This is a genomic window from Thermococcus fumicolans (genome assembly GCF_055386755.1).
Window position 1 is genome coordinate 567,720 of sequence record NZ_AP042424.1, and the last position, 21,343, is coordinate 589,062.

Annotated in this window: 41 protein-coding genes and 5 tRNA genes; 44 read left to right on the forward strand and 2 right to left on the reverse strand. The window is 56.8% G+C overall.

The window, feature by feature from the left end:
- The first annotated feature begins 10 nt into the window (after positions 1-10).
- From yciH to ACZ5AM_RS03290, 43 genes are all read left to right on the forward strand, one after another.
- A complete protein-coding gene (yciH, locus tag ACZ5AM_RS03080) occupies positions 11-277 on the forward strand; it encodes a stress response translation initiation inhibitor YciH (protein WP_456369019.1) in 267 nt (88 codons plus the stop codon).
- The gene (locus ACZ5AM_RS03085) at positions 163-543 is read left to right on the forward strand and encodes a ribonuclease P protein component 1 (RefSeq protein ID WP_464915452.1); all 381 of its coding nucleotides are present in this window, start codon (positions 163-165) and stop codon (positions 541-543) included. The genes yciH and ACZ5AM_RS03085 overlap by 115 nt, the downstream gene beginning before the upstream one ends.
- Positions 540-884: a 30S ribosomal protein S17 gene (locus tag ACZ5AM_RS03090; RefSeq protein ID WP_464915453.1), complete on the forward strand. Its 345-nt coding sequence runs from the start codon at positions 540-542 to the stop codon at positions 882-884. Before ACZ5AM_RS03085 ends, ACZ5AM_RS03090 begins: the two co-directional genes overlap by 4 nt.
- A gap of 3 nt (positions 885-887) precedes the next feature.
- Positions 888-1,313, forward strand: a complete 426-nt coding sequence (locus tag ACZ5AM_RS03095; RefSeq protein ID WP_464915454.1) for a 50S ribosomal protein L14 — start codon at positions 888-890, stop codon at positions 1,311-1,313.
- 10 nt (positions 1,314-1,323) lie between these two features.
- Complete coding sequence (rplX, locus tag ACZ5AM_RS03100) at positions 1,324-1,689, forward strand: 50S ribosomal protein L24 (RefSeq protein WP_464915455.1); 366 nt, start codon at positions 1,324-1,326, stop codon at positions 1,687-1,689.
- A complete protein-coding gene (locus ACZ5AM_RS03105) occupies positions 1,689-2,420 on the forward strand; it encodes a 30S ribosomal protein S4e (protein WP_464915456.1) in 732 nt (243 codons plus the stop codon). The genes rplX and ACZ5AM_RS03105 overlap by 1 nt, the downstream gene beginning before the upstream one ends.
- Before the next feature lie 11 nt (positions 2,421-2,431).
- Positions 2,432-2,983, forward strand: a complete 552-nt coding sequence (locus tag ACZ5AM_RS03110) for a 50S ribosomal protein L5 (RefSeq protein ID WP_464915457.1) — start codon at positions 2,432-2,434, stop codon at positions 2,981-2,983.
- A gap of 1 nt (position 2,984) precedes the next feature.
- Positions 2,985-3,155, forward strand: a complete 171-nt coding sequence (locus ACZ5AM_RS03115) for a 30S ribosomal protein S14 (RefSeq protein WP_464915458.1) — start codon at positions 2,985-2,987, stop codon at positions 3,153-3,155.
- A gap of 11 nt (positions 3,156-3,166) precedes the next feature.
- On the forward strand, positions 3,167-3,559 hold the full coding sequence (locus ACZ5AM_RS03120) for a 30S ribosomal protein S8 (protein ID WP_088857500.1): 393 nt from the start codon (positions 3,167-3,169) through the stop codon (positions 3,557-3,559).
- A gap of 10 nt (positions 3,560-3,569) precedes the next feature.
- On the forward strand, positions 3,570-4,124 hold the full coding sequence (locus tag ACZ5AM_RS03125) for a 50S ribosomal protein L6 (protein ID WP_464915459.1): 555 nt from the start codon (positions 3,570-3,572) through the stop codon (positions 4,122-4,124).
- Positions 4,125-4,134: 10 nt separating this feature from the next.
- Positions 4,135-4,515: a 50S ribosomal protein L32e gene (locus tag ACZ5AM_RS03130; RefSeq protein ID WP_464915460.1), complete on the forward strand. Its 381-nt coding sequence runs from the start codon at positions 4,135-4,137 to the stop codon at positions 4,513-4,515.
- A 10-nt stretch (positions 4,516-4,525) separates the two neighbouring features.
- Positions 4,526-4,972 carry a 50S ribosomal protein L19e gene (locus tag ACZ5AM_RS03135; protein ID WP_464915461.1) on the forward strand — a complete coding sequence of 149 codons (447 nt, stop codon included), beginning with the start codon at positions 4,526-4,528 and terminating at the stop codon, positions 4,970-4,972.
- Between the two features lie 10 nt (positions 4,973-4,982).
- On the forward strand, positions 4,983-5,588 hold the full coding sequence (locus tag ACZ5AM_RS03140; RefSeq protein WP_464915462.1) for a 50S ribosomal protein L18: 606 nt from the start codon (positions 4,983-4,985) through the stop codon (positions 5,586-5,588).
- Positions 5,585-6,292, forward strand: coding sequence for a 30S ribosomal protein S5 (gene rpsE, locus ACZ5AM_RS03145; protein ID WP_464915463.1), 708 nt, complete (start codon positions 5,585-5,587; stop codon positions 6,290-6,292). The genes ACZ5AM_RS03140 and rpsE overlap by 4 nt, the downstream gene beginning before the upstream one ends.
- 11 nt (positions 6,293-6,303) lie before the next feature.
- The gene (locus ACZ5AM_RS03150; RefSeq protein ID WP_464915464.1) at positions 6,304-6,771 is read left to right on the forward strand and encodes a 50S ribosomal protein L30; all 468 of its coding nucleotides are present in this window, start codon (positions 6,304-6,306) and stop codon (positions 6,769-6,771) included.
- A gap of 11 nt (positions 6,772-6,782) precedes the next feature.
- The gene (locus ACZ5AM_RS03155; RefSeq protein ID WP_464915465.1) at positions 6,783-7,229 is read left to right on the forward strand and encodes an uL15m family ribosomal protein; all 447 of its coding nucleotides are present in this window, start codon (positions 6,783-6,785) and stop codon (positions 7,227-7,229) included.
- Between the two features lie 37 nt (positions 7,230-7,266).
- Positions 7,267-8,652, forward strand: a complete 1,386-nt coding sequence (gene secY, locus ACZ5AM_RS03160) for a preprotein translocase subunit SecY (RefSeq protein WP_464915466.1) — start codon at positions 7,267-7,269, stop codon at positions 8,650-8,652.
- 92 nt (positions 8,653-8,744) lie between these two features.
- Positions 8,745-9,335 carry an adenylate kinase gene (locus ACZ5AM_RS03165; protein WP_464915927.1) on the forward strand — a complete coding sequence of 197 codons (591 nt, stop codon included), beginning with the start codon at positions 8,745-8,747 and terminating at the stop codon, positions 9,333-9,335.
- Positions 9,328-9,849, forward strand: a complete 522-nt coding sequence (locus ACZ5AM_RS03170; protein ID WP_464915467.1) for an EMC3/TMCO1 family protein — start codon at positions 9,328-9,330, stop codon at positions 9,847-9,849. Before ACZ5AM_RS03165 ends, ACZ5AM_RS03170 begins: the two co-directional genes overlap by 8 nt.
- 42 nt (positions 9,850-9,891) lie before the next feature.
- Positions 9,892-10,164 carry a 50S ribosomal protein L34e gene (locus tag ACZ5AM_RS03175; RefSeq protein ID WP_464915468.1) on the forward strand — a complete coding sequence of 91 codons (273 nt, stop codon included), beginning with the start codon at positions 9,892-9,894 and terminating at the stop codon, positions 10,162-10,164.
- Positions 10,165-10,174: 10 nt separating this feature from the next.
- The gene (gene cmk, locus ACZ5AM_RS03180) at positions 10,175-10,753 is read left to right on the forward strand and encodes a (d)CMP kinase (RefSeq protein ID WP_464915469.1); all 579 of its coding nucleotides are present in this window, start codon (positions 10,175-10,177) and stop codon (positions 10,751-10,753) included.
- A 12-nt stretch (positions 10,754-10,765) separates the two neighbouring features.
- On the forward strand, positions 10,766-11,017 hold the full coding sequence (locus ACZ5AM_RS03185; RefSeq protein WP_464915470.1) for a 50S ribosomal protein L14e: 252 nt from the start codon (positions 10,766-10,768) through the stop codon (positions 11,015-11,017).
- A 74-nt stretch (positions 11,018-11,091) separates the two neighbouring features.
- Positions 11,092-11,802 carry an SDR family NAD(P)-dependent oxidoreductase gene (locus tag ACZ5AM_RS03190; RefSeq protein ID WP_464915471.1) on the forward strand — a complete coding sequence of 237 codons (711 nt, stop codon included), beginning with the start codon at positions 11,092-11,094 and terminating at the stop codon, positions 11,800-11,802.
- A 45-nt stretch (positions 11,803-11,847) separates the two neighbouring features.
- On the forward strand, positions 11,848-12,069 hold the full coding sequence (locus ACZ5AM_RS03195) for a type II toxin-antitoxin system HicB family antitoxin (RefSeq protein WP_464915472.1): 222 nt from the start codon (positions 11,848-11,850) through the stop codon (positions 12,067-12,069).
- Positions 12,070-12,073: 4 nt separating this feature from the next.
- Positions 12,074-12,280: a type II toxin-antitoxin system HicA family toxin gene (locus ACZ5AM_RS03200; RefSeq protein ID WP_464915473.1), complete on the forward strand. Its 207-nt coding sequence runs from the start codon at positions 12,074-12,076 to the stop codon at positions 12,278-12,280.
- 10 nt (positions 12,281-12,290) lie between these two features.
- The gene (locus ACZ5AM_RS03205; RefSeq protein ID WP_464915928.1) at positions 12,291-13,301 is read left to right on the forward strand and encodes an RNA-guided pseudouridylation complex pseudouridine synthase subunit Cbf5; all 1,011 of its coding nucleotides are present in this window, start codon (positions 12,291-12,293) and stop codon (positions 13,299-13,301) included.
- 65 nt (positions 13,302-13,366) lie between these two features.
- Positions 13,367-13,954, forward strand: coding sequence for a class I SAM-dependent methyltransferase (locus ACZ5AM_RS03210; protein WP_464915474.1), 588 nt, complete (start codon positions 13,367-13,369; stop codon positions 13,952-13,954).
- A tRNA-Ser gene (locus ACZ5AM_RS03215) sits at positions 13,940-14,026 on the forward strand. Before ACZ5AM_RS03210 ends, ACZ5AM_RS03215 begins: the two co-directional genes overlap by 15 nt.
- A 38-nt stretch (positions 14,027-14,064) precedes the next feature.
- A complete protein-coding gene (locus ACZ5AM_RS03220) occupies positions 14,065-14,514 on the forward strand; it encodes a 30S ribosomal protein S13 (protein WP_464915475.1) in 450 nt (149 codons plus the stop codon).
- A gap of 10 nt (positions 14,515-14,524) precedes the next feature.
- Positions 14,525-15,067: a 30S ribosomal protein S4 gene (locus ACZ5AM_RS03225; protein WP_464915476.1), complete on the forward strand. Its 543-nt coding sequence runs from the start codon at positions 14,525-14,527 to the stop codon at positions 15,065-15,067.
- Positions 15,064-15,483, forward strand: a complete 420-nt coding sequence (locus ACZ5AM_RS03230; RefSeq protein ID WP_464915477.1) for a 30S ribosomal protein S11 — start codon at positions 15,064-15,066, stop codon at positions 15,481-15,483. The genes ACZ5AM_RS03225 and ACZ5AM_RS03230 overlap by 4 nt, the downstream gene beginning before the upstream one ends.
- Before the next feature lie 29 nt (positions 15,484-15,512).
- Positions 15,513-16,307, forward strand: coding sequence for a DNA-directed RNA polymerase subunit D (locus tag ACZ5AM_RS03235; protein WP_464915929.1), 795 nt, complete (start codon positions 15,513-15,515; stop codon positions 16,305-16,307).
- A gap of 1 nt (position 16,308) precedes the next feature.
- Positions 16,309-16,393, forward strand: a tRNA-Leu gene (locus ACZ5AM_RS03240).
- Positions 16,394-16,462: 69 nt separating this feature from the next.
- Positions 16,463-16,828: a 50S ribosomal protein L18e gene (locus ACZ5AM_RS03245; protein ID WP_464915478.1), complete on the forward strand. Its 366-nt coding sequence runs from the start codon at positions 16,463-16,465 to the stop codon at positions 16,826-16,828.
- Between the two features lie 6 nt (positions 16,829-16,834).
- The gene (gene rplM, locus ACZ5AM_RS03250; RefSeq protein ID WP_464915479.1) at positions 16,835-17,263 is read left to right on the forward strand and encodes a 50S ribosomal protein L13; all 429 of its coding nucleotides are present in this window, start codon (positions 16,835-16,837) and stop codon (positions 17,261-17,263) included.
- Positions 17,264-17,273: 10 nt separating this feature from the next.
- Positions 17,274-17,681 carry a 30S ribosomal protein S9 gene (locus ACZ5AM_RS03255; RefSeq protein WP_012571066.1) on the forward strand — a complete coding sequence of 136 codons (408 nt, stop codon included), beginning with the start codon at positions 17,274-17,276 and terminating at the stop codon, positions 17,679-17,681.
- 32 nt (positions 17,682-17,713) lie between these two features.
- On the forward strand, positions 17,714-17,911 hold the full coding sequence (locus ACZ5AM_RS03260) for a DNA-directed RNA polymerase subunit N (RefSeq protein WP_464915930.1): 198 nt from the start codon (positions 17,714-17,716) through the stop codon (positions 17,909-17,911).
- A gap of 16 nt (positions 17,912-17,927) precedes the next feature.
- Positions 17,928-18,005 (forward strand) — tRNA-Pro (locus ACZ5AM_RS03265).
- 35 nt (positions 18,006-18,040) lie between these two features.
- Positions 18,041-18,214, forward strand: a complete 174-nt coding sequence (locus tag ACZ5AM_RS03270) for a DNA-directed RNA polymerase subunit K (protein ID WP_464915931.1) — start codon at positions 18,041-18,043, stop codon at positions 18,212-18,214.
- A gap of 6 nt (positions 18,215-18,220) precedes the next feature.
- Entirely contained in the window at positions 18,221-19,246 is a 1,026-nt protein-coding gene (locus tag ACZ5AM_RS03275) for a hypothetical protein (RefSeq protein ID WP_464915480.1), read from the forward strand.
- Positions 19,247-19,266: 20 nt separating this feature from the next.
- On the forward strand, positions 19,267-19,872 hold the full coding sequence (gene rpsB, locus ACZ5AM_RS03280; RefSeq protein ID WP_464915932.1) for a 30S ribosomal protein S2: 606 nt from the start codon (positions 19,267-19,269) through the stop codon (positions 19,870-19,872).
- A gap of 40 nt (positions 19,873-19,912) precedes the next feature.
- A tRNA-Leu gene (locus ACZ5AM_RS03285) sits at positions 19,913-20,000 on the forward strand.
- A gap of 58 nt (positions 20,001-20,058) precedes the next feature.
- Positions 20,059-20,217: a 50S ribosomal protein L40e gene (locus ACZ5AM_RS03290; protein ID WP_012571071.1), complete on the forward strand. Its 159-nt coding sequence runs from the start codon at positions 20,059-20,061 to the stop codon at positions 20,215-20,217.
- A gap of 85 nt (positions 20,218-20,302) precedes the next feature.
- On the opposite strand, the gene ACZ5AM_RS03295 is transcribed toward ACZ5AM_RS03290, so the two are convergent.
- The gene (locus ACZ5AM_RS03295) at positions 20,303-20,632 is read right to left on the reverse strand and encodes a PadR family transcriptional regulator (RefSeq protein ID WP_464915481.1); all 330 of its coding nucleotides are present in this window, start codon (positions 20,630-20,632) and stop codon (positions 20,303-20,305) included.
- Between the two features lie 115 nt (positions 20,633-20,747).
- Here ACZ5AM_RS03295 and ACZ5AM_RS03300 point away from each other — a divergent pair, with 115 nt between their 5' ends.
- The gene (locus tag ACZ5AM_RS03300; RefSeq protein WP_464915933.1) at positions 20,748-21,047 is read left to right on the forward strand and encodes an FUN14 domain-containing protein; all 300 of its coding nucleotides are present in this window, start codon (positions 20,748-20,750) and stop codon (positions 21,045-21,047) included.
- A 185-nt stretch (positions 21,048-21,232) separates the two neighbouring features.
- On the opposite strand, the gene ACZ5AM_RS03305 is transcribed toward ACZ5AM_RS03300, so the two are convergent.
- Positions 21,233-21,310: transfer RNA gene (locus ACZ5AM_RS03305), tRNA-Arg, on the reverse strand.
- Between the last annotated feature and the right edge of the window lie 33 nt (positions 21,311-21,343).

Here is a 21,343-nt window from a genome sequence, read left to right on the forward strand (position 1 = left end):
TCTGGATGAGATGCTCTTTAAGGAGGTCCTGAAGGAGCAGCAGAGGATAAGGGTCTACATAGAGAGGGCCCGCTACGGGAAGCTCAAGACCATAATCGAGGGCATAGACGAGAAGGAGTTCGACCTCGAGGACATAGCAAAAAAGCTGAAGGCGAAGCTGGCATGCGGCGGAACCGTAAAGAAGGGAAGGATCGAGCTCCAGGGCGACCACAGAGAAAGGGTCAAGAAGTTGCTCGCAGACCTTGGGTTTTCAGAGGAGCTCATCGAGGTCGAGTGACGGTCAAAAACATAATCTGGCACGAGCTCATAGGGCTGAAAGCAAAGGTTATAAGGGCATCTCATCCAGAGCTGGTTGGCATCGAGGGCTACGTCCTTGATGAAACGCGTAACACTCTCACCATCGGCGGTGATAGGGTCTGGACCGTCCCCAAGGATGTCGCTGAGTTTGAATTCGAAACGGCCGCCGGTAAGAGGATTAGAGTCGATGGGAGGAACCTGGTTGGGAGACCCGAGATGAGGTTGAAGAAGAGGTGGCGAAAATGAGAGAGATTGGATTGAACGTTCAGCCTCCAGCTGAGAAGTGTGACGATCCGCACTGCCCCTGGCACGGGCACCTCAAGATACACGGCAGGTACTTCGAGGGAGTCGTCATTAGCGATAAGGGCAAGAAGACCGTCGTTGTCGAGAGACAGCACTACAGGTACCTCAAGAAGTACGAGAGGTACGAGCTCAGGAGGAGCAGGGTTCACGCTCACAACCCGGAGTGCATCAACGCTAAGGTCGGCGACCGCGTTCTTATAGCCGAGACCAGGCCGATAAGCAAGACCAAGAGCTTCGTCGTGGTTGCCGTCACCAAGAGGGCCGAGAGGAGCGAGGAGGTGTGATCGATGGCCAAGAAAGGTGCCGGTGCAACTAGGGGAATCAGCCCCGTGAGGCCCACCCGCGCTCTGCCCGTTGGGGCCTACCTCAAGGTCGCCGACAACAGCGGCGCCAAGGTCATCCAGATCATCGGCGTCGTCGGCTACAAGGGCACCAGGAGAAGGCTCGCCAGCGCTGGGGTTGGCGACATGGTCGTTGCCACCGTCAAGAAGGGAAGGCCCGACATCAGGCACCAGGTCGTTAGGGCTGTAGTCGTCAGGCAGAGGAAGGAGTACAGAAGGCTCGACGGCATGCGCGTCAAGTTCGAGGACAACGCTGCCGCGATAGTCACCCCCGAGGGCGTCCCGAGGGGTACCGAGATCAGGGGTGCCATAGCCAGGGAGGCCGCCGAGAGGTGGGTCAGGCTCGGTAGTATAGCGAGCATAGTGTTGTGAGGTGAGAATGATGAAGCTCGATACCAAACAGCCGAGGAAGCAGAGGAAGTTCCTCTACAACGCTCCCCTTCACCTCAGGCAGAAGCTGATGGCCGCTCCCCTCAGCAAAGAGCTCAGGGAGAAGTACGGGATCAGGAACCTCCCGGTCAGGGAAGGGGACAGGGTGAAGGTCGTACGCGGGGACTTCAAGGGTAAGGAGGGCAAGGTAGTTGAAGTTGACCTCAAGAGGTACAGGATACACATCGAGGGCGTTACCCAGACTAGGGTGGACGGTACCGAGGTCTTCTACCCAGTTCACCCCTCGAACGTAGTGATAACCGAGCTCAACTTGGACGATGATGAGAGGAAGGGAATAATTGAGAGGAGGGCTGCTTGATGGCGAGAAAGGGAGCCAAGAGGCACCTTAAGAGGCTTGCCGCTCCAACTTCTTGGTATATCCACAGGAAGGAGTACAAGTGGGCCGTCAGGCCCAGGCCGGGACCGCACAGCATGGGCACCTCGATACCGCTGCTCTACATAGTCAGGGACTACCTCGGCTACGCGAAAACCGCCCGCGAGGCGAGGAAGATACTCAACGAGGGCAAGATCCTCGTCGATGGTCGCGTCAGGAAGGACTACAAGTTCCCGGTCGGAATAATGGACGTTGTCTCGATACCTGAGACCGGCGAGCACTACAGGGTTCTTCCGAACAGGATCGGCAAGCTCATACTCCACCCGATAAGCGAGGAGGAGGCCAAGCTTAAGCCGTTCAGGGTCAACAACAAGAGGATGGTCAAGGGCGCGAAGGTTCAGCTCAACCTCCACGACGGGAGCAACCACCTCGTGAGCCTCTCGGAGAAGGACTCGTACAGGACTTCGTACACCGTCCTCATGAAGGTTCCCGAGAGGGAGGTCGTTGAGGTCATCCCCTTCGAGATAGGTGCCTACGTCTTCGTTACCCAGGGTAAGAACGTCGCGAGGAAGGGCAGGATCGTCGAGGTCAGGCAGTTCCCGATGGGATGGCCGGACGTCGTCACCATCGAGGACGAGAACGGCGAGAAGTTCGACACCCTGAAGGACTACGCCTTCGTTGTTGGAAAGGACAAACCCGTTATTTCCCTTCCGTGAGGTGAGATGAGATGCAGATCAACAGAGAGGCTATCCTTGCAGACTGGGAAGCTCACCCGATGAGAAAGCCTAGAATCGCGAAGGTCACCATAAACATCGGTGTCGGCGAGAGCGGTGAGAGGCTTACCAAGGCCGAGACCATGCTCGAGCAGCTCGTCGGCCAGAAACCGATAAGGAGGCGTGCAAAGCAGACCAACAGGGACTTCGGAATCAGAAGGGGAGAGCCGATAGCCGTGAAGGTCACCCTCCGCGGTGAGAAGGCCTACCAGATGCTCGACAGGCTTCTTGAGGCTGTTGACAGGAAGCTCAGCGTCGGCAACTTCGACGAGCACGGCAACTTCTGCTTCGGAATCCAGGAGCACATCAACATCCCGGGCGTCGAGTACGACCCGGAGATAGGAATCTTCGGTATGGACGTCTGCGTCACCCTTGAGAGGCCCGGCTTCAGGGTCGCCAAGAGGAAGAGGCAGAGGAAGAAGATACCGAACAGGCACAAGATGACGAAGGAAGAGGGAATCGTCTTCGCTATGGAGGAGTTGAAGGCCAAGGTGGAGGGATTGTGAGATGGCGAAGGCTGACTACAACAGGAGGAAGCCCAGGAAGTTTGGGAAGGGCGCGAGAAGGTGCATGCGCTGCGGCCAGTACGGGCCAATAATCAGGATCCACGGCCTGATGCTCTGCAGGCACTGCTTTAGAGAGATAGCCCCCAAGCTGGGCTTTAAGAAGTACGAGTGAGGTGAGAGGAGATGACTCTACTTGATCCGCTTGCAAATGCCCTTTCACACATGACCAACAGCGAGAGGGTTGGGAAGAAGGAGGTCTACCTCAAGCCGGCCTCCAAGCTCATCGGTGAGGTCCTCAGGGTTATGCAGGAGAACGGCTACATAGGCGAGTTCGAGTTCATAGACGACGGAAGGGCCGGCATCTACAGGGTGCAGCTCATAGGCAAGATCAACAAGGCTGGTGCCATAAAGCCGCGCTTCCCGGTCAAGGCCAGGGAGTACGAGAAGTGGGAGAAGAGGTTCCTTCCGGCCTTCGAGTTCGGTATCCTCATAGTCTCGACATCCCAGGGCGTCATGACCCACAAAGAGGCAATCGAGAAGGGAATCGGCGGCAGACTGATAGCTTACGTCTACTGAGGTGAGAGAGATGCCGATGGACGCGTGGGTAAGGGAAGAGGTTGAGATCCCAGAGGGGGTTGAGGTCACCGTTGAGAACAACGTCGTCAAGGTCAAGGGGCCGAAGGGGGAACTCCAGAGGGAGCTCAAGTACCCCGGCGTTCAGATATTCACCGAGGACGGCAAGGTCGTCGTCTACAAGGAGTTCCCGAGGAAGAGGGACATAGCCATAGCGAGGACCTTCAAGGCCCACATAGCCAACATGATCAAGGGCGTCACCGAGGGCTTCACCTACAAGCTCAAAGTGGTTTACAGCCACTTCCCGGTTACCGTCAAGGTTCAGGGTAACGAGGTCGTCATCGAGAACTTCCTCGGCGAGAAGAACCCGAGGAGGGCCAAGATACTCCCAGGGGTCACCGTCAAGGTCATGGGGCAGGAGGTCATCGTCGAGGGCATAGACAAGGAGGCAGTTGGCCAGACAGCTGCAAACATCGAGCAGGCCACCAGGATAACCAAGTGGGACAGGCGTGTCTTCCAAGACGGAATTTACATCGTTGAGAAGGCTGGCAAGCCGATAAAGTTCTGAGGTGTGAGAAATGAACGAGAAGGCGAGACTCCTTAGGATAAGGGCGAAGCTCAAGAGGAAGAAGCCGAGGTTCCTCAGGCAGGAGTGGTGGCGCTATCCGAAGTTCAAGAACAACCCGAAGTGGAGGAGGCCCAAGGGAATCGACAGCAAGATGAGGCTCAAGAAGAAGGGCAAGCCGCGCTCACCGAGCATCGGTTGGAGCTCCCCGAGGGCAGTCAGGGGACTCCACCCGAGCGGTTACGAGGAAGTCCTCGTTCACAACGTCAAGGAGATAGAGGCCATCGACCCGACCAGGCAGGCAGCGAGGATAGCGAGAACCGTTGGAGCCAGGAAGAGAGAAGCAATACTCGCCAGGGCCAAGGAGCTCGGCGTGAAGGTACTCAACCCGTGAGGTGAGGCTCATGCTCAGGATGCAGAGAAGGATTGCCGCTGAGTTGCTCAAATGTGGTGAGAACAGGGTCTGGATAGACCCGGAGAGGATAGACGACGTCGCCTCGGCGATAACCCGTGAGGACATAAAGAGGCTCATCCACGACGGTGTCATAAAGAAGAAGCCCATAAAGGGCCAGAGCAGGGCTCGCGCTAGGGCCTTCCAGGAGGCCAGGAAGAAGGGCCGCCACAGGGGCCCGGGAAGCAAGAAGGGTAAGAAGACCGCCAGGATGGGCAAGAAGGAGCGCTGGATGATGACCATAAGGGCCCTCAGGAAAGAACTGAGAAAGCTCAAGGCCGAGGGCAAAATCGATGCCCACACCTACAGGAGGCTCTACATCAGGGCCAAGGGTGGCCAGTTCAAGAACAAGAGGCAGCTCTACCTGTTCATGCAGGAGCACGGTATCTTGAAGGAGTGAGGTGAGAGGGATGGCACACGGACCGAGGTATAGGGTTCCGTTCAGGAGGAGGAGAGAGGGTAAGACTAACTATCACAAGAGGCTCGCCCTCCTCAAGTCCGGCAAGCCCAGGCTTGTCGTGAGGAAGAGCCTCAACCACCACATAGCCCAGATAGTCGTCTACGACCCCAAGGGCGACAGGACTATCGTTTCGGCCCACACCAGGGAGCTCATGAGGGACTTCGGCTGGAAGGGCCACGGTGGGAACACCCCGTCGGCTTACCTGCTCGGTCTCCTCATAGGCTACAAGGCCAAGAAAGCTGGAATAGAGGAGGCCATCCTCGACATAGGCCTCCACCCGCCGACCAGGGGCTCGAGCATCTTCGCAGTCCTCAAGGGTGCCGTTGACGCTGGCTTAAACGTCCCGCACAGCGAGGAGATCTACCCCGAGGACTACAGGATAAACGGCGAGCACGTTGCCAACTACGCCAAGGTCCTCAAGGAGGAGGACGAGAGCTTGTACCGGAAGCAGTTCGGCGGATACCTTGTGAGGGGCCTCGAGCCCGAGAAGCTCCCCGAGCACTTTGAAGAGGTTAAGGCCAAGATAATCGAGAAGTTTGAGGGGGCGAGAGAATGAGCGACCCGAGAGAGATGGCCCAGCGCGTTCTTGAGGAGTGGGAGCCGAGGACCAAGCTCGGCAGGCTCGTTAAGGAGGGCCAGATAACTGACATTCACGAGATATTCAGGAAGGGCTACCAGATAAAGGAGCCCGAGATAGTCGACGTCCTCCTTCCGGAGGTCAACCTCAGGGAGAACCAGGAGGTACTCGACATAGCCCTGACCGTTAGGATGACCGACAGCGGTAGGCGCATTAGGTTCAGGGTTCTCGCCGCTGTGGGCAACAGGGACGGCTACGTCGGCCTTGGGATAGGCCACGGAAGGGAAGTGGGTATAGCCATCAGGAAGGCCATCAGCTACGCCAAGATGAACATCATCGAGATCAAGCGCGGCTGCGGTTCCTGGGAGTGCAGGTGCAGGAGGCCGCACTCGATTCCGTTCGCCGTCGAGGGCAAGGAGGGTAGCGTTCGCGTCAAGCTCATGCCCGGACCTCGCGGTCTTGGCCTCGTCATCGGTGACGTCGGCAAGAAGATACTGAGCCTCGCTGGTGTACAGGACGTCTGGTCCCAGACCCTCGGTGAGACCAGGACAACCGTCAACTTCGCCAAGGCAGTCTTCAACGCCCTCTACAACACCAACAGGGTTGCCATAAAGCCGGAGGACATCGAGCGCTACGGCATAATCGTCGGCAGGGAGATGCCCCAGAGCTTTACCGTGGAGTGAGGTGAGAGGAGATGGCTAAGTTAGCGCTCATCAGGCTTAGGAGCGGGATTAGGGCGAGGGGCGAGGTCAGGGACACCCTCGCCATGCTCCGCCTCCACAGGATTAATCACCTCGTCATAGTTGACGACACCCCGAGCTACAAGGGCATGGTCCAGAAGGTCAAGGACTACATAACCTGGGGCGAGATCAACAAGGAGACCCTCGCGGAGCTCATAAGGAAGCGCGGAAGGCTGGTCGGCAACAAGCCTGTCACAGAGGAGTACGTCAAGGAGAAGCTCGGAATGACCATCGACGAGTTCGCCGAGAAGGTCGTCAACGGCGAGATGAAGCTCACCGACCTGCCGAACATCAAGCCTGTCTTCAGGCTCCACCCGCCGAGGGGAGGACTTAAGGGCAGCAAGAAGCGCACCTTCAAGGAAGGTGGAGCGCTCGGCTACCGCGGCGAGAAGATAAACGAGCTCATTGAGAGGATGCTCTGAGGTGGCGAGAGATGATAAGGAGGAGGAAGAAGGTTAGGAAGCTCCGCGGAAGTCACACTCACGGATGGGGCTGCAAGAAGAAGCACCGCGGCGGTGGAAGCAAGGGCGGTAAGGGAATGGCCGGAACCGGAAAGAGGAAGGATCAGAAGTTCACGTGGCTTATCAAGTACGCCCCGGATCACCTCGGCAAGCGCGGATTCCACAGGCCGAAGGCAGTTCAGTACACCCCGCAGACAATAAACCTCAGCGACATCGACGAGAACCTCCAGCTCTTCCTCGACGCCGGAATAGCCTACGAGGAGGAGGGGAAGATAGTCGTCGACACCACCCAGCTCGGTGTCGACAAGGTTCTCGGAACTGGGAAGCTCACCAGGCCGCTCGTCATCAAGGCCTACTACGTTACCCCCAAGGCCGAGGAGAAGATCAAGGCCGCTGGCGGCGAGGTTATCCTCGCCTGACCCTTATTTCTTTCAAAGCCTCCAAGGGTGTTGAAAAATGGGCGTCCGTGAAGTGATATACGCCATTGAGAAGTGGTTCCCCGAGGTTGAGAGGCCCAAGAGGAGGGTGCCACTGAAGGAGAAGTTCATGTGGACCGGCACCGCCCTGTTGCTGTACTTCGTACTGGCTGAAATACCGCTTTATGGCGTTCCGCCGCAGGCCCAGGACTATTTTGCGACCCTGAGGTTCGTGCTCGCGGGTAGGAACGGATCCCTCTTAACCCTCGGTATCGGTCCCATCGTTACCGCCGGTATAATCCTCCAGCTTCTGGTTGGTTCTGAGATCCTCAGGCTCGACCTCTCAAATCCTGAAGATAGGAGGTTTTATCAGGCCCTCCAGAGGTTGTTCTCGGTATTCATGAGCTTCTTTGAGGCGGCCATATACGTCCTAGCCGGGGCGTTCGGTAAGATAGGTGTGGACATGACCCTCGCGGTGGGACTGCTGGTGATACTCCAGCTCGGTCTTGGATCAACTATACTGATCATGCTCGATGAGCTCGTCAGCAAGTGGGGCATAGGGAGTGGTATAAGCCTCTTCATCGCCGCTGGAGTGTCACAGCAGGTTATGGTCAAATCACTCAACCCGCTTCCGCTTCCGCAGAACCCCAACGAGCTCAGCGGTGCCATACCCGCCTTCATACAGCACTTGGTTAACGGTGACCTCAGTGGGGCGATCTACAGGCCCGGACTGCCCGATATGACCAAACTGCTGGCGACAATCGTAGTGTTCCTCATAGTCGTTTACCTCGAGAGCATGCGCGTTGAGATACCGCTCAGCTACGGTCGCGTCACCGTCCGCGGTAGGTACCCGATAAGGTTCATGTACGTCAGCAACATCCCGATAATCCTCACGATGGCGCTCTACTCGAACATACAGCTCTGGGCCAGGCTCCTCTCCTCAAGGGGGTACACGTGGCTCGGAACCTTCAACCAGAACGGATACCCAGTCTCGGGTTTGGCCAAGTACACCGTCCCGCCCTACGACGTGTTCCAGCTGGTCCACAACCCGGGCCAGGCACTCATCTACGCACTTCAGACGATCTTCTGGGCAGTGCTCTTCGGGTTCCTCTGGGTAGAACTGACCGGCCTCGACGCCAGGAGCATAGCTAGACAGCTCCAGAGTGCAGGCCTCCAGATACCTGGATTCAGGAGAGACCCGAGGATACTGGAGAGGGTGCTCAACAGATACATTCCCTACGTCACGTTCTGGGGTTCGCTGACCCTCGCAATAGTTGCAGTGCTTGCCAGCTTCCTCGGAGCCTTGGGCACTGGAACCGGAATCCTCCTTACTGTCGGCATACTCTACAGGTTCTACGAGGAAATAGCTAGGGAGCAGGCCACCGAGATGTTCCCTGCACTGAGGAAGTTCTTCGCCACCAAGTGATCTTCTCTTTCCCCTTGGCTTTTTCCACTGTTCCCAAATCTTTTAAAGGAACGTCCCTACTTTTAGCTGGATCGGCGTTAAAGGTGGTGCTCATGCCGTTTGTCGTCATGATAACGGGCATCCCGGGCGTTGGAAAAAGTACGATAACCCGTCTGGCCCTTCAGCGGACGAGTGTGAAGTTCCGTCTGGTCAACTTTGGCGACCTCATGTTTGAGGAGGCCGTGAAGCAGGGCCTCGTGAAGCACAGGGATGAGATGAGAAAGCTCGATCCGATGCTCCAGAAGGAGCTCCAACTTCGGGCCGCGCAGAGGATAGTCGAGCTGGCTAAGGAGGAGCCCGTTCTCCTCGATACTCACGCCACCATACGAACTCCCATGGGCTATCTCCTCGGCTTTCCGAAGGAGGTCATAGAGACCATAAGGCCGAACTTCATAGTGATTATCGAAGCTACCCCCAGCGAGATACTCGGAAGGCGCCTCCGCGACCTGAAGCGCGACCGCGACGTTGAGACGGAGGAGCAGATACAGAGGCACCAGGACCTCAACAGGGCAGCGGCCATAAGCTACGCCATGCACTCCGATGCCCTTATAAAGATCATTGAGAACCACGAGGACAAGGGCCTTGAGGAGGCCGTTAATGAACTGGTTCAGGTACTGAACTTGGCGGTGAGGGAGTATGATTGAGGGCATATACAGTTTCCTTGATAACCTGTTCGGGGGCTACATAGTTCAGCACCCCCTACTCGCGATTACCATAGCCGGTTTCGTCATCGGCGGCTCGTACACTCTCCTCTACTACTTCATGACCGACATCGAGAAGACCCGGAAGATCCAGAAGATGGCCAAGGAGATCCAGAAGGAGATGCGCGAGGCCCAGAAGGCTGGGGATGAAAAGAGGCTCAGGAAAGTTCAGCAGAAGCAGATGGAGCTCATGAAAATGCAGAGCGAGATGATGAAGGAGCAGATGGTTCCGATGCTCCTGACCCTTCCGATATTCTGGGTGTTCTTCGGGTGGCTCAGGCGCTGGTACACCGAGGTGGCCATAGCCAAGTCCCCCTTCAACTTCTTCCTATTCGATTGGTTCCACGGCATGTACCACTCGGCCCTCAGGCCAGACGAGCTCGGTTACTTCGGGTGGTACATCCTCTCGAGCTACATAATCGGTATGGTGCTCAGGAAGTTCCTCGATATGGGTTAAATTTAAAAACGATTCCCGAAAAGGAAAGCCGAGGTGAGAGGAATGAAGCCCATGTACAGGTCAAGGTCATGGAGGAGGAAGTACGTCAGGACTCCGGGCGGAAGGACGGTCATACACTTCGAGAGAAGGAAGCCAAAGATAGCCCACTGCGCCATGTGCGGAAGGCCGCTCAACGGCGTCCCGCGCGGAAGGCCGAGCGAGCTCAGGAAGCTCCCCAAGACAAAGAAGAGGCCCGAGAGGCCCTACCCGAACCTCTGCCCGAGTTGCATGAGGAAGGTCATGAAGGCCCAGGTCAGGTCTGCTATCGCCCTCTGAAGGTGTTCCCATGCCCAAGGGCTGCCTCGTCATCACCGTCAGCGGTCTGGCGGGTTCCGGTACCACAACGCTCTGCCGGAACCTGGCTAGACACTACGGCTTCAAGCACATCTACGCCGGCCTAATCTTCCGCCAGATGGCCAAGGAGATGGGGATGACCCTTCGAGAGTTCCAGGAGTACGCCGAGCTTCACCCCGAGATAGACCGCGAGGTCGACAGGAGGCAGGTCGAGGCAGCCAAGGAGTGCAACGTTGTCATTGAGGGCCGCCTCGCCGGCTGGATGGTCAAGGACGCCGACCTCAAGATATGGCTTGACGCTCCGATAATGGAGCGCGCTAGGAGGGTTGCCCGGAGGGAAAACCTCTCCGTTGAGGAGGCCTACGTCCAGATAGCGGAGAGGGAGAAGGGCAACAGGAAAAGGTATTTAAACCTGTACGGAATTGACATCGAGGACAGGTCGATCTACGACCTGATAATCAACACCGCCAAATGGAACCCCGGTGGCGTCTTCGCGATTGTGAAGGCCGCCATCGACCACCTGTACCCCGACGGTGACGCGGGGTCGGGCAAAACCCGTGAAAAAAGTTAGGAGGTGGGATGAATGCCTGCTATAGAGGTTGGAAGGATCGCCGTCGTTATCGCAGGAAGGAGGGCCGGACAGAAGGTCGTCGTCGCCGACATAATCGACAAGAACTTCGTCCTCGTTACCGGCGCTGGACTGAACAAGGTCAAGCGCAGGAGGATGAACGTTAAGCACCTCGAGCCCCTCCCGGAGAGGGTAAACATCGCTAGGGGCGCCTCCGACGAGGAGATAAAGGCCGCCCTTGAGCAGGCTGGAATAAGCCTTGAGTGATGCAGCGGCCTTCGGCCGCTTCTTCACTTCTCAACGCTTTTAAGCCTGTTTTCCGAGGTTTCTCTGGTGGTTTCATGAGAACCGCACTTGTGACGGGTGCAACCGGTGGCATAGGGAGGCTTCTCGTTGAAGGGCTCATCGAGAGGGGCTACCGCGTTGTTGGCGTGGCCAGGAGTGAGGAGAGACTCCGCAAACTCAGAGAGGGAATGTCCTCTTTTGAATACGTGGTGGCCGACTTGAGTAATGAGAACTTTTCGGACAAAATCTTGGAGGGGCTTGAGAGGCTCGGTGTTGAGGAAGTTAACCTCCTTGTAAACAACGCCGGCTTTGCAGTGAGAAAACCTCTTCTCGAGCACTCAAGCGAGGAACTGGAGAAACTGTTCCGGGTGAACTCCCTTGCACCCGTTGAGCTCACGAAGGCGCTTCTCCCAATGCTCCCGGAGGATTCGACAGTGGTGTTCATAATCAGCGGCGTCGCCTTTATCAACGTCCCCGAATTGCCGTCATACTGCGCCGCCAAGGGTGCCCTTCACTACCTCTCGGTAAACCTTGAGCGGGAGCTAAGAGCCAGGAGAATCCATGTTATGAGGGTTTATCCCAAACATGTTAAGACCGGTTTCTGGAGTGGAAGGGTTCCTAAGGGTTCGATAGAGCCGGAAAGGGTAGCAAGGGCGGTATTGAAGGGGCTTGAAAAGGGCAAGCGGGAGGTCTTCGTGCCCGGCTATCTTAGGTTCGTTAAATACCTCCCGAACTGGCCGGTCTTCACGTATCGGTTCAGGTATTAGGTGGATTTATAAAGGAGTGCCCAGAAAATCCAACAGGGTGAGAGCATGAACCTCCACGCGGTCATCTGGGAAGAGGAGGGCGTTTATGTAATAAAGGAGGTCTTCACCGGGGTTACAACACAGGGGGAGACCATAGAGGAGGCCATCGAGAACTTGCGGGAGGCATTGGAGCTTTATCTCGAAGAGTTCCCGGAACTGAAGAAGGATCTCGAGAGGATAACCTTCGTGGGCGATTTCAATGTCCAGATTGCCAAGGCTCTCGGGTGAAGAAGTGGTTAAAGTGCTCGTCTCAAAGTTCGGCTTTGAGATATCCCGTCAGAGGGGTAGCCACGTGGTTCTTGTTAAACACTCGGAGGGCAATAGAATCGGCACGGTGGTTCCGCTACATCGAGAACTCAAGCCCGGGACGCTGATGGGCGTTCTAAAACTTGCTGGGATTGGAAAAGATGAGTTTATCAAAGCGTTGGAGGAGCCATAAGGTGATGCTCATGGTGAGGGACGAAGTCAGGAGGATTTTACCTGCGGACATAAAGCGAGAGGTTCTGGTAAAGGATGAGAAGGCCGAAACCAATCCGAAGTGGGGCTTTCCGCCGGAGAAGAGGCCGATGGAGATGCACATGCAGTTCGGCATAATAAACCTCGACAAGCCCCCCGGCCCGACGAGCCACGAGGTAGTCGCGTGGATTAAGAAGCTCTTCAACCTGAGCAAGGCCGGCCACGGCGGAACCCTCGACCCGAAGGTTAGCGGTGTTTTGCCGGTTGCTCTTGAGCGGGCTACCAGAGTGGTTCAGGCCCTCCTCCCGGCCGGTAAGGAGTACGTCGCTTTAATGCACCTCCACGGGGACGTTCCGGAGGACAAAATTCTCGCCGTTATGAGGGAGTTCGAGGGCGAGATAATCCAGAGACCGCCGCTCAGGAGTGCGGTCAAGAGAAGGCTGAGGACGAGGAAGGTCTACTACATCGAGGTGCTCGAGATAGACGACAGGGACGTTCTGTTCAGGGTGGGCGTTGAGGCTGGAACCTACATCCGTTCGCTCATTCACCACATCGGCCTCGCTCTGGGAGTCGGTGCCCATATGGCCGAGCTGCGCCGTACCAGAAGCGGCCCCTTCAAGGAGGACGAGACGCTGGTGACCCTCCACGACTTGGCTGACTACTACCACTTCTGGAAGGACGACGGCATCGAGGAGTACTTTAGGAGGGCGATACAGCCGATGGAGAAGGCGGTGGAGCATTTGCCCAAGGTGTGGATAAGAGATTCGGCCGTTGCCGCCGTCACCTACGGCGCCGATCTAGCTGTTCCCGGCATAGTCAAGCTCAACAAGGGCATCAAGAGGGGCGATTTAGTTGCCGTGATGACGCTCAAGGACGAGCTGGTGGCACTCGGAAAGGCCACAATGACCAGCGGCGAGATGCTCCAGAAGAGCAAGGGAATAGCCGTCGATGTGGACAAGGTCTTCATGCCGAGGGAGTGGTATCCAAAGCTCTGGAGCAAGTGAGTGAGGTTTTCACTTTTTACTTTGCGCAAGCAAAGGTTGATAAACCCTTCCCCTTATCCCCGACCATGAGCCACTACTACTCCGAAGAGCCGAGCACACCGTTGAAGACCAAAACGATAGAGGTCTGCCTCAGGGGGCAGTGCTTCAAGTTCATCACGGCAAGCGGGGTCTTCTCCTTCGGGAAGCTCGACAGGGGGACGGAACTTCTCATAGAGAGCATGGTTCTCGATAGGGGCTGGCGCGTTTTGGATCTGGGCTGCGGCTATGGGGCAATAGGCATAGTGGCTTCCCGCTTCGTGGATTACGTGGTGATGACCGACGTCAACAGGCGGGCGGTTCAGACGGCGAGGAAAAATTTAAAAATCAACAACGTTAGAAACGCCGAGGTTCGGTGGGGCAGTCTCTACGAGCCCGTTAAGGGTGAGAGCTTCGATTCGATAGTCACAAACCCCCCCGTCCATGCCGGTAAGGACGTGCTGAGGGAAATAGTTATAAACGCCCCGCGGCATCTCAACGACGGGGGGTTGCTTCAGCTGGTCATCCGCACCAAGCAGGGCGCAAACTATATTAAGGCCCTGATGGAGGAGAGCTTTACCGAAGTGAGAGAGCTGGCTAAGGGATCTGGCTATCGCGTGTATGCCGGGATCGCCTAGCCTGGGATGGCGCGGGCCTTGAGAGCCCGTGTCCGCTTGGACACCGGGGTTCAAATCCCCGTCCCGGCGCCAAAATCCTCTACGAAGGATTGATTGGAGGTGTAGTGATAATGACCGAGAACTTCAGGCATATCGTCCGTGTTGCGGGAGTTGATCTGGACGGAAACAAGCAGCTTAGATGGGCCCTTACTGGCATCAGGGGCGTGGGAATAAACTTCGCGACCATGGTGCTTAGGGTAGCCGGTATAGACCCCTACATGAAGACCGGTTACCTCACCAACGAACAGGTTCAGACCATAGAGAAGATCCTCGAGGACCCGGTCGCCCACGGGATCCCGGCCTGGGCTGTGAACAGGCCGAAGGACTACGAGACCGGTAAGGACATGCACCTCATCACCGCCAAGCTCGCCATGGCCTGGCGTGAGGACGTCAACAGGCTGAGGCGCATTAGGGCCTACCGCGGCATAAGGCACGAGCTTGGACTGCCGCTCCGCGGCCAGAGGACTAGGTCGAACTTCAGGCACGGAACGACCGTAGGCGTCAGCAGGAGGAAGAAGTGAGGTGGTGTAAATGGGAGACCCGAAGAGGCAGAGGAAGAAGTACGAAACTCCCTCTCACCCCTGGATTAAGGAGAGGCTCGACCGTGAGAGAGTCCTCATGAGGAAGTACGCCCTCAAGAACAAGAAGGAGCTCTGGAGGCACGAAACCCAGCTCAAGGAGTTCAGGAGAAGGGCTAGGCGCCTTCTTGCGGCCCGTGGAAAGCAGGCTGAGATCGAGAGGCAGCAGCTCCTCCAGAGGCTCAACAGGCTCGGCCTCCTTCCGGCCGATGCGGTGCTCGATGACGTTCTCTCCCTAACGGTTGAGGACGTCTTGGACAGAAGGTTGCAGACCATCGTCTTCAAGAAGGGCCTAGCGAGGACCATCAGGCAGGCAAGGCAGCTCATAGTCCACGGCCACATAGAGGTCAACGGGCAGATAATCCGCTCCCCAGGATACCTCGTTCTGAAGGCTGAGGAGGACGCCATAACATACGCCAAGAACTCTCCTTTTGCGAAGGAGAGCCACCCCGAGAGGATGGTTATTGAACAGGCTCAGAAGGGTGAGGCCGCATGAGTGAGCAGACCCAGCAGGTTAGTCTGAAGAAGAAGGAGAAGTGGGGCGTTGCCCACATCTACTCCTCGTACAACAACACCATCATCCACATCACCGACATCACCGGGGCCGAGACGGTCAGCAGGTGGAGCGGTGGTATGGTCGTCAAGGCCGACAGGGACGAGCCCTCACCGTACGCGGCCATGATAGCGGCTAGGAGGGCCGCTGAAGAGGCCATGGAGAAGGGCTTCGTTGGAGTCCACATCAAGGTCCGCGCCCCGGGAGGAAGCAGGAGCAAGAGCCCCGGGCCCGGTGCTCAGGCTGCCATACGTGCCCTCGCCAGGGCCGGCCTCAGGATCGGAAGGGTTGAGGACGTTACCCCGATTCCGCACGACGGCACCAGGCCGAAGGGCGGAAGAAGGGGCAGGCGCGTCTGATCCCACAACTTCTTTTTTTGGTGATGCCGATGAGCAAGGTCGCAAAGCCCGAGTTTGAGGTTCTTGAAAGGAGGGAAGATGCCGTAAAGTTCATCCTCCGCGGGGTGGACGTTGCCTTTGCCAACGCCCTTAGGAGGACTATTCTCGCGGACGTCCCAACCTTCGCCGTTGACGAGGTCGAGTTCTTTGAAAACGACTCCGCCCTGTTCGACGAGATAATAGCCCACAGGCTCGCTATGATACCACTCACCACCCCCCACGAAAGGTTCTCACTCGATTCGCTCGAACTGGACGACTACACGGTTACACTTTCCCTCGAGGCAGAGGGGCCGGGAATGGTCTATTCCGGCGACCTGAAGAGCGACGACGAGGGGGTAAAGCCCGCGAACCCGAACATCCCGATAGTCAAGCTCGCCGAGGGGCAGAAACTGACCCTTAACGCCTACGCCAAGCTCGGCCGCGGGAAGGACCACGCCAAGTGGCAGCCGGGCTTCGTCTACTACAAGTACCTCACGAAGATACACGTCAGCAAAGAGGTTCCCGACTGGGAGGAGCTTAAGAAACTCGCCGAGAGGCGCGGTCTACCGGTTGAGGAAACGGAGGACGAGCTCGTTATAACGACCGTTAAGGCCTTTTACCTCCCCCGCAAGTTTGAGGAGTATGAGGGCAGGGGAATCCGGGAAGAAATAGTGCCTAACGCGTTCGTCTTTACCGCGGAGAGCAACGGAGAACTGCCCGTTGAGGAAACCGTGGCCATAGCGCTCAAGATACTCATGAGAAAGAGCGATAGATTTATAAGCGAACTCCATAAATTAGCCGACTGACGCGGGGGTTGCCGAGCCTGGTCAAAGGCGGTGGACTCAAGATCCACTCCCGTAGGGGTTCCGGGGTTCAAATCCCCGCCCCCGCACTCCCGTTACGCTCACCCCGTTGGACCTGTCGGTTTCCCACTGTGAGAGAGCTGTAAGGAGGTATGTTCATGGTTAAGAGAACAGGACCCACTGACATCAATCTGAGGAGGCTCATCCGCTACCTCAGAAAGAAGTCGAACGAGGAAGGCGTCAAGATATGGAAGGACATCGCCTGGCGCCTCGAGAGGCCCAGGAGGCAGAGGGCCGAGGTCAACGTCAGCAGGATCAACCGCTACACCAAGGAAGGAGATACCGTCATCGTCCCGGGAAGCGTCCTCGGTGCAGGAAAGCTTGAGCACAAGGTCACCGTTGCGGCATGGAAGTTCAGCGAGACGGCCAAGAAGAAAATAGTCGAGGCCGGTGGAGAGGCCCTCACGATTGAGGAGCTCATCGAGAGGAACCCGAAGGGTAGTGGAGTAATCATAATGGAGTGATGGGCCATGAGGATTATTAACGCTGAAGGACTTATCCTTGGAAGGCTCGCCTCGAAGGTTGCCAAGATGCTCCTCGAGGGCGAGGAGGTCGTCATAGTCAACGCCGACAAGGCCATCATCACCGGAAACCGCGAGGACATATTCGCCAAGTACAAGCAGAGAACCGAGCTGAGAACCAGAACCAACCCGAGGAGGGGCCCGTTCTACCCGAAGAGGAGCGACGAGATTGTCAGGAGAACCGTCAGGGGCATGCTCCCCTGGAAGACCGACCGCGGAAGGAAGGCCTTCAAGAGGCTCAAGGTATACGTTGGCGTTCCAAAGGAGTTCGAGGGTAAGGAGCTTGAGACCATAAGCGAGGCCCACATGTCGAGGCTCGCCACGCCCAAGTACGTGACCGTTGGTGAGGTTGCAAAGTTCCTCGGTGGAAAGTTCTGAGGTGAGAAAGATGAGGGTCATCCAGACTGCTGGTAAGAGGAAGACGGCCGTTGCGAGGGCCACCATAAGGGAAGGAAAGGGTCGCGTCAGGATCAACCACAAGCCGGTCGAGATAATCGAGCCAGAAATTGCGCGCTTCACCATCATGGAGCCTCTCGTCCTCGCCGGCGAGGAAATAGTCAGCAAGGTGGACATCGACGTCAAGGTCGAGGGCGGTGGCTTCATGGGACAGGCCGAAGCCGCGCGCGTCGCCATAGCCAGGGCCCTCGTTGAGTGGACCAACGACATGAACCTGAAGGAAAAGTTTATGAAGTACGACAGGACTATGCTCGTTGGCGACAGCAGGAGAACCGAGCCCCACAAGCCCAACCGCTCCACTAAGGGCCCGAGGGCAAAGAGGCAGAAGTCCTACCGCTGACGCCTTTCCTTTAAAAATTTGAGGTGGTGGGGTTGATAGTCCCCGTGAGGTGCTTCACCTGCGGTCGCGTGATAGGCGACAAATACTACGAGTTTAGGGAGAGGGTTGAGAAGGGCGAGGATCCCGAGAAGGTGCTCGATGACCTCGGGATCGAGAGGTACTGCTGCAGGAGGACGCTCCTCAGCCACGTCGAGCTCATCGACCAGGTAATGGTCTACAAAGTGTACTGAAAACCGGCCTTTCTGTGGGGCCGTGGGGTAGCTTGGTCTATCCTCCCGGCTTGGGGTGCCGGAGACCCGGGTTCAAATCCCGGCGGCCCCACCAAAATTTGCACTGGTTGGAGTTGGCAGGTGGTGGTCATGTTCAAGTATACCCGCTTTGAAAAGGCCCGGATAATAGGGGCAAGGGCTCTACAGATAGCGCTAGGTGCCCCAGTCCTGGTGGACGTTCCTGAGGGAGTCACCCCACTTCAGGCCGCGATAATCGAGTTCGAGAAGGGGATAATCCCGATCACAGTAATACGTCCGAGCTGAGGGAAGATGACGGTCATAGAGAACGTCATAGGCAGGGTTGCGGTACTTAGGGGCGGCAGATATTCGGTTGAGGTAGACGTTGTTACCAGCTCAGGCTTCGGCCGCTTCGCCGCACCCGTGGACGATAACCCTTACCTTTACATTGCGGAGGCTCACAGAGCCGTCAGTGAGGTCGATGAGATAATAGGGCCCGAGCTGATAGGCTTCGACGCGAGCGAGCAGGAGCTCATAGACAGCTACCTCTGGGAGATAGACGGCACCGAGGACCTGAGTCACATCGGTGCAAACACGGCACTGGCGGTCTCGATAGCCGTGGCGAAGGCCGCGGCCAGCGTGAAGAAGATGCCCCTCTACAGTTACATCGGGGGCACTTTCACGACGGAGCTGCCGGTTCCGCTCCTGAGCTTCGCCGAGGACGATGACTTCGAGTACTACCTCCTGGTGAGGGACATCATGGAGATAACCGACGTTGTCGACGCCATGGCGAAGGTGCTCGAGAAAACTGATGTCCTGAAACTGGAATCGCTTTCGCGGGCGACTGAGGAGGCCGGCGAGGAGCTGGGTCTTGAGGTGTCCCTGGGCATCGCTCAGAAGAAACCCATGGACGTGGAGGAGCTGCTAACGCTGGTGGAGGACCACAACATAGCCTACGTTAAGCCCTCGGGCAACGAGGAGACCTTCCTTGAGCTCATAGCCGGAACCCACGGGGTGTTCGTTGACGGGGAGCACCTCTTCAGGGAGAAGGGGATCCTGGACAGGAGGTACTACAACGCCCTTTCCATAAAGCCCATAAACCTCGGCACGCTCACTGATCTATACAACCTGGTTAACGATGTCAAATCCGAGAGGATAACCCCGATCCTGGCCGAGGCCAGGTACGAGTCGGCCGACGAGGCCCTTCCCCATCTGGCGGTGGGCCTTAAGTGTCCCGCCATAGTCCTGGGGAAGGACTCCGTGGCCAAAATAAACGAGCTCAACCGCATAGCCGAGGATCTCGGCGAAAGGGGTAGGTTGATAACGTTTGAGGGATAACGAAAAGGAGGTTGAGGAAAATGGAGGAGTATCTGGTTCCGCTCGACCAGTACCTTGCCGCCGGTGTCCACATCGGCACCCAGCAGAAGACCCAGGACATGAAGAAGTTTATCTACCGCGTCAGGCAGGACGGCCTCTACGTCCTCGACGTGAGGAAGACCGATGAGCGCTTGAGGGTCGCCGGCAAGTTCCTCGCCAGGTTCGACCCTGAGAGCATACTTGCCGTCAGCGTTAGGCTCTACGGCCAGAAGCCGGTCAAGAAGTTCGGCGAGGTCACCGGTGCCAGGACCATACCCGGCCGTTTCCTCCCGGGGACTATGACCAACCCGCAGGTCAAGAACTTCTTTGAGCCGGACGTCCTCATAGTCACCGACCCGAGGGCAGACCACCAGGCGATGAAGGAGGCCGTCGAGATCGGCGTTCCCATAGTGGCCCTCGTCGACACCGAGAACTTCCTCAGCTACGTCGACGTTGCCATCCCGACCAACAACAAGGGAAGAAAGGCTTTGGCGCTCATCTACTGGATCCTCGCGAGGGAGATCCTCTACAACAGGAAGGAGATTGGCAGCAGGGAGGAGTTCAAAGTCCCGGTCGAGGACTTTGAGATGAGGATCGTCAGGAGCTGAGGGGAAGATTTTTAACTCCCCCCAATTTACACTCCCACGCGCGGGGGTGCCCGAGCCTGGCCAAAGGGGGCGGACTTAAGATCCGCTGCCGTAGGGCTGCGCGGGTTCGAATCCCGTCCCCCGCACCAAAGCTTTAAAAACGGGATCGTGGAGATGGAGACGGTTTAAGATCATGGGGTGATCACGATGGCGAGATTCCCAGAAGCTGAGGCCAGAATCTTTAGAAAGTACATCTGCATGCGCTGCGGTGCCACTAACCCGTGGAAGGCCAAGAAGTGCAGGAAGTGTGGCTATAAAGGCCTCCGTCCGAAGGCCAGGGAGCCGCGCGGTGGAATGGGACGCTGAAGTCCCTACCCTTTGATTTATGCCTTCGCCGGTCCTCTGCATTTATTAACTTCAAAGTTCGAAAATTGTGAAGAGTTGTCCAAGTTTATTCTCCCTTGAGCCTTGAGAGGGTGTCCTCAAGAAAAGCTATACCCTCCTCCAGAAGTCTCTCCCCCTCGGGTGTGAGCTCGTAATACTTTCTTGAGGGCTTCCCGCTCTTGCCCTCCTGCCACTTTGCCTTCACGTAGCCCTCCTTCTCGAGCTTGTAGAGGACAACGTACGAGCTCACGGTCGCCGGCTCAAAGCCGAAGGCCTCCTTTATCTTCTGCTTTAACTCATAGGCGTACATTGGCCTCTCCTTCAGGAGCCTCAGGATGTAGAGCCAGAGGACTTCCTTAGTGATCTTTCCCCTCAACCTTTCCATGGGAGTCGTCATGGTACCACCTTGGGATAGTTCATGCCTGATAAATATTTTAACACAGTATAATTTAAAGCTTTGGGCCAGAAAACTATTTAACCGGGGTCTTCTACTTTAAGCTCGGGGGATGGGCATGCAGCTCGATGTAAACGGAATGATAGGGGATCTTGGCGTTGGTGGAATAGTGGGCTTCGTCACGGGTTACGCCCTGAAAAAGTTCATGAAGATCGCTATGGCCATCATAGGCGTCTACATTCTCAGCCTCTTCTGGCTCCAGCAGAAGGGGGTCATCATGATAAACACGGATAGACTTTTCAACCTCGCCAATAACGTCACCTTCCAGATCGTGAGCTTGGGTCAGAAGGTTGTGGGTATCCTCCCCGGGACGGGGGCCTTCGTCGCGGGGTTTTACTTGGGGTTCCAGAAGGGTTGAAGCTCTCGCGTAACCTCTACCCGTCTCTCGGAGTTCTTTTTACTTATCGCTTCCCGGCTTTGTTCTTGTCGTACTCGACTTCAATAATTGGTTTGGATGGGAATCTTGGTTTTCCCTACCGATGGGGCTGTGAGTAAAACTTCGATAGGTTTCCATGCGAAGTTTGATCTGCAGAAGTCTTGGGATGGCGCCCCGGCGGGGATTTGAACCCCGGACCTCGAGGTCCGCAGCCTCGCGCCCTATCCAGACTAGGCCACCGGGGCACTGCCCGCTAACCCTTCTGGGGGAGTATTTAT

Coding starts and splice junctions, on each gene's coding strand:
- yciH (WP_456369019.1), top strand. CDS start 11: ATGCTCTTTAAGGAGGTCCTGAAGGAGCAGCAGAGGATAAGGGTCTAC.
- ACZ5AM_RS03085 (WP_464915452.1), top strand. CDS start 163: ATGCGGCGGAACCGTAAAGAAGGGAAGGATCGAGCTCCAGGGCGACCA.
- ACZ5AM_RS03090 (WP_464915453.1), top strand. CDS start 540: ATGAGAGAGATTGGATTGAACGTTCAGCCTCCAGCTGAGAAGTGTGAC.
- ACZ5AM_RS03095 (WP_464915454.1), top strand. CDS start 888: ATGGCCAAGAAAGGTGCCGGTGCAACTAGGGGAATCAGCCCCGTGAGG.
- rplX (WP_464915455.1), top strand. CDS start 1,324: ATGAAGCTCGATACCAAACAGCCGAGGAAGCAGAGGAAGTTCCTCTAC.
- ACZ5AM_RS03105 (WP_464915456.1), top strand. CDS start 1,689: ATGGCGAGAAAGGGAGCCAAGAGGCACCTTAAGAGGCTTGCCGCTCCA.
- ACZ5AM_RS03110 (WP_464915457.1), top strand. CDS start 2,432: ATGCAGATCAACAGAGAGGCTATCCTTGCAGACTGGGAAGCTCACCCG.
- ACZ5AM_RS03115 (WP_464915458.1), top strand. CDS start 2,985: ATGGCGAAGGCTGACTACAACAGGAGGAAGCCCAGGAAGTTTGGGAAG.
- ACZ5AM_RS03120 (WP_088857500.1), top strand. CDS start 3,167: ATGACTCTACTTGATCCGCTTGCAAATGCCCTTTCACACATGACCAAC.
- ACZ5AM_RS03125 (WP_464915459.1), top strand. CDS start 3,570: ATGCCGATGGACGCGTGGGTAAGGGAAGAGGTTGAGATCCCAGAGGGG.
- ACZ5AM_RS03130 (WP_464915460.1), top strand. CDS start 4,135: ATGAACGAGAAGGCGAGACTCCTTAGGATAAGGGCGAAGCTCAAGAGG.
- ACZ5AM_RS03135 (WP_464915461.1), top strand. CDS start 4,526: ATGCTCAGGATGCAGAGAAGGATTGCCGCTGAGTTGCTCAAATGTGGT.
- ACZ5AM_RS03140 (WP_464915462.1), top strand. CDS start 4,983: ATGGCACACGGACCGAGGTATAGGGTTCCGTTCAGGAGGAGGAGAGAG.
- rpsE (WP_464915463.1), top strand. CDS start 5,585: ATGAGCGACCCGAGAGAGATGGCCCAGCGCGTTCTTGAGGAGTGGGAG.
- ACZ5AM_RS03150 (WP_464915464.1), top strand. CDS start 6,304: ATGGCTAAGTTAGCGCTCATCAGGCTTAGGAGCGGGATTAGGGCGAGG.
- ACZ5AM_RS03155 (WP_464915465.1), top strand. CDS start 6,783: ATGATAAGGAGGAGGAAGAAGGTTAGGAAGCTCCGCGGAAGTCACACT.
- secY (WP_464915466.1), top strand. CDS start 7,267: ATGGGCGTCCGTGAAGTGATATACGCCATTGAGAAGTGGTTCCCCGAG.
- ACZ5AM_RS03165 (WP_464915927.1), top strand. CDS start 8,745: ATGCCGTTTGTCGTCATGATAACGGGCATCCCGGGCGTTGGAAAAAGT.
- ACZ5AM_RS03170 (WP_464915467.1), top strand. CDS start 9,328: ATGATTGAGGGCATATACAGTTTCCTTGATAACCTGTTCGGGGGCTAC.
- ACZ5AM_RS03175 (WP_464915468.1), top strand. CDS start 9,892: ATGAAGCCCATGTACAGGTCAAGGTCATGGAGGAGGAAGTACGTCAGG.
- cmk (WP_464915469.1), top strand. CDS start 10,175: ATGCCCAAGGGCTGCCTCGTCATCACCGTCAGCGGTCTGGCGGGTTCC.
- ACZ5AM_RS03185 (WP_464915470.1), top strand. CDS start 10,766: ATGCCTGCTATAGAGGTTGGAAGGATCGCCGTCGTTATCGCAGGAAGG.
- ACZ5AM_RS03190 (WP_464915471.1), top strand. CDS start 11,092: ATGAGAACCGCACTTGTGACGGGTGCAACCGGTGGCATAGGGAGGCTT.
- ACZ5AM_RS03195 (WP_464915472.1), top strand. CDS start 11,848: ATGAACCTCCACGCGGTCATCTGGGAAGAGGAGGGCGTTTATGTAATA.
- ACZ5AM_RS03205 (WP_464915928.1), top strand. CDS start 12,291: ATGGTGAGGGACGAAGTCAGGAGGATTTTACCTGCGGACATAAAGCGA.
- ACZ5AM_RS03210 (WP_464915474.1), top strand. CDS start 13,367: ATGAGCCACTACTACTCCGAAGAGCCGAGCACACCGTTGAAGACCAAA.
- ACZ5AM_RS03220 (WP_464915475.1), top strand. CDS start 14,065: ATGACCGAGAACTTCAGGCATATCGTCCGTGTTGCGGGAGTTGATCTG.
- ACZ5AM_RS03225 (WP_464915476.1), top strand. CDS start 14,525: ATGGGAGACCCGAAGAGGCAGAGGAAGAAGTACGAAACTCCCTCTCAC.
- ACZ5AM_RS03230 (WP_464915477.1), top strand. CDS start 15,064: ATGAGTGAGCAGACCCAGCAGGTTAGTCTGAAGAAGAAGGAGAAGTGG.
- ACZ5AM_RS03235 (WP_464915929.1), top strand. CDS start 15,513: ATGAGCAAGGTCGCAAAGCCCGAGTTTGAGGTTCTTGAAAGGAGGGAA.
- ACZ5AM_RS03245 (WP_464915478.1), top strand. CDS start 16,463: ATGGTTAAGAGAACAGGACCCACTGACATCAATCTGAGGAGGCTCATC.
- rplM (WP_464915479.1), top strand. CDS start 16,835: ATGAGGATTATTAACGCTGAAGGACTTATCCTTGGAAGGCTCGCCTCG.
- ACZ5AM_RS03255 (WP_012571066.1), top strand. CDS start 17,274: ATGAGGGTCATCCAGACTGCTGGTAAGAGGAAGACGGCCGTTGCGAGG.
- ACZ5AM_RS03270 (WP_464915931.1), top strand. CDS start 18,041: ATGTTCAAGTATACCCGCTTTGAAAAGGCCCGGATAATAGGGGCAAGG.
- ACZ5AM_RS03275 (WP_464915480.1), top strand. CDS start 18,221: ATGACGGTCATAGAGAACGTCATAGGCAGGGTTGCGGTACTTAGGGGC.
- rpsB (WP_464915932.1), top strand. CDS start 19,267: ATGGAGGAGTATCTGGTTCCGCTCGACCAGTACCTTGCCGCCGGTGTC.
- ACZ5AM_RS03290 (WP_012571071.1), top strand. CDS start 20,059: ATGGCGAGATTCCCAGAAGCTGAGGCCAGAATCTTTAGAAAGTACATC.
- ACZ5AM_RS03295 (WP_464915481.1), bottom strand. CDS start 20,632: ATGACGACTCCCATGGAAAGGTTGAGGGGAAAGATCACTAAGGAAGTC.
- ACZ5AM_RS03300 (WP_464915933.1), top strand. CDS start 20,748: ATGCAGCTCGATGTAAACGGAATGATAGGGGATCTTGGCGTTGGTGGA.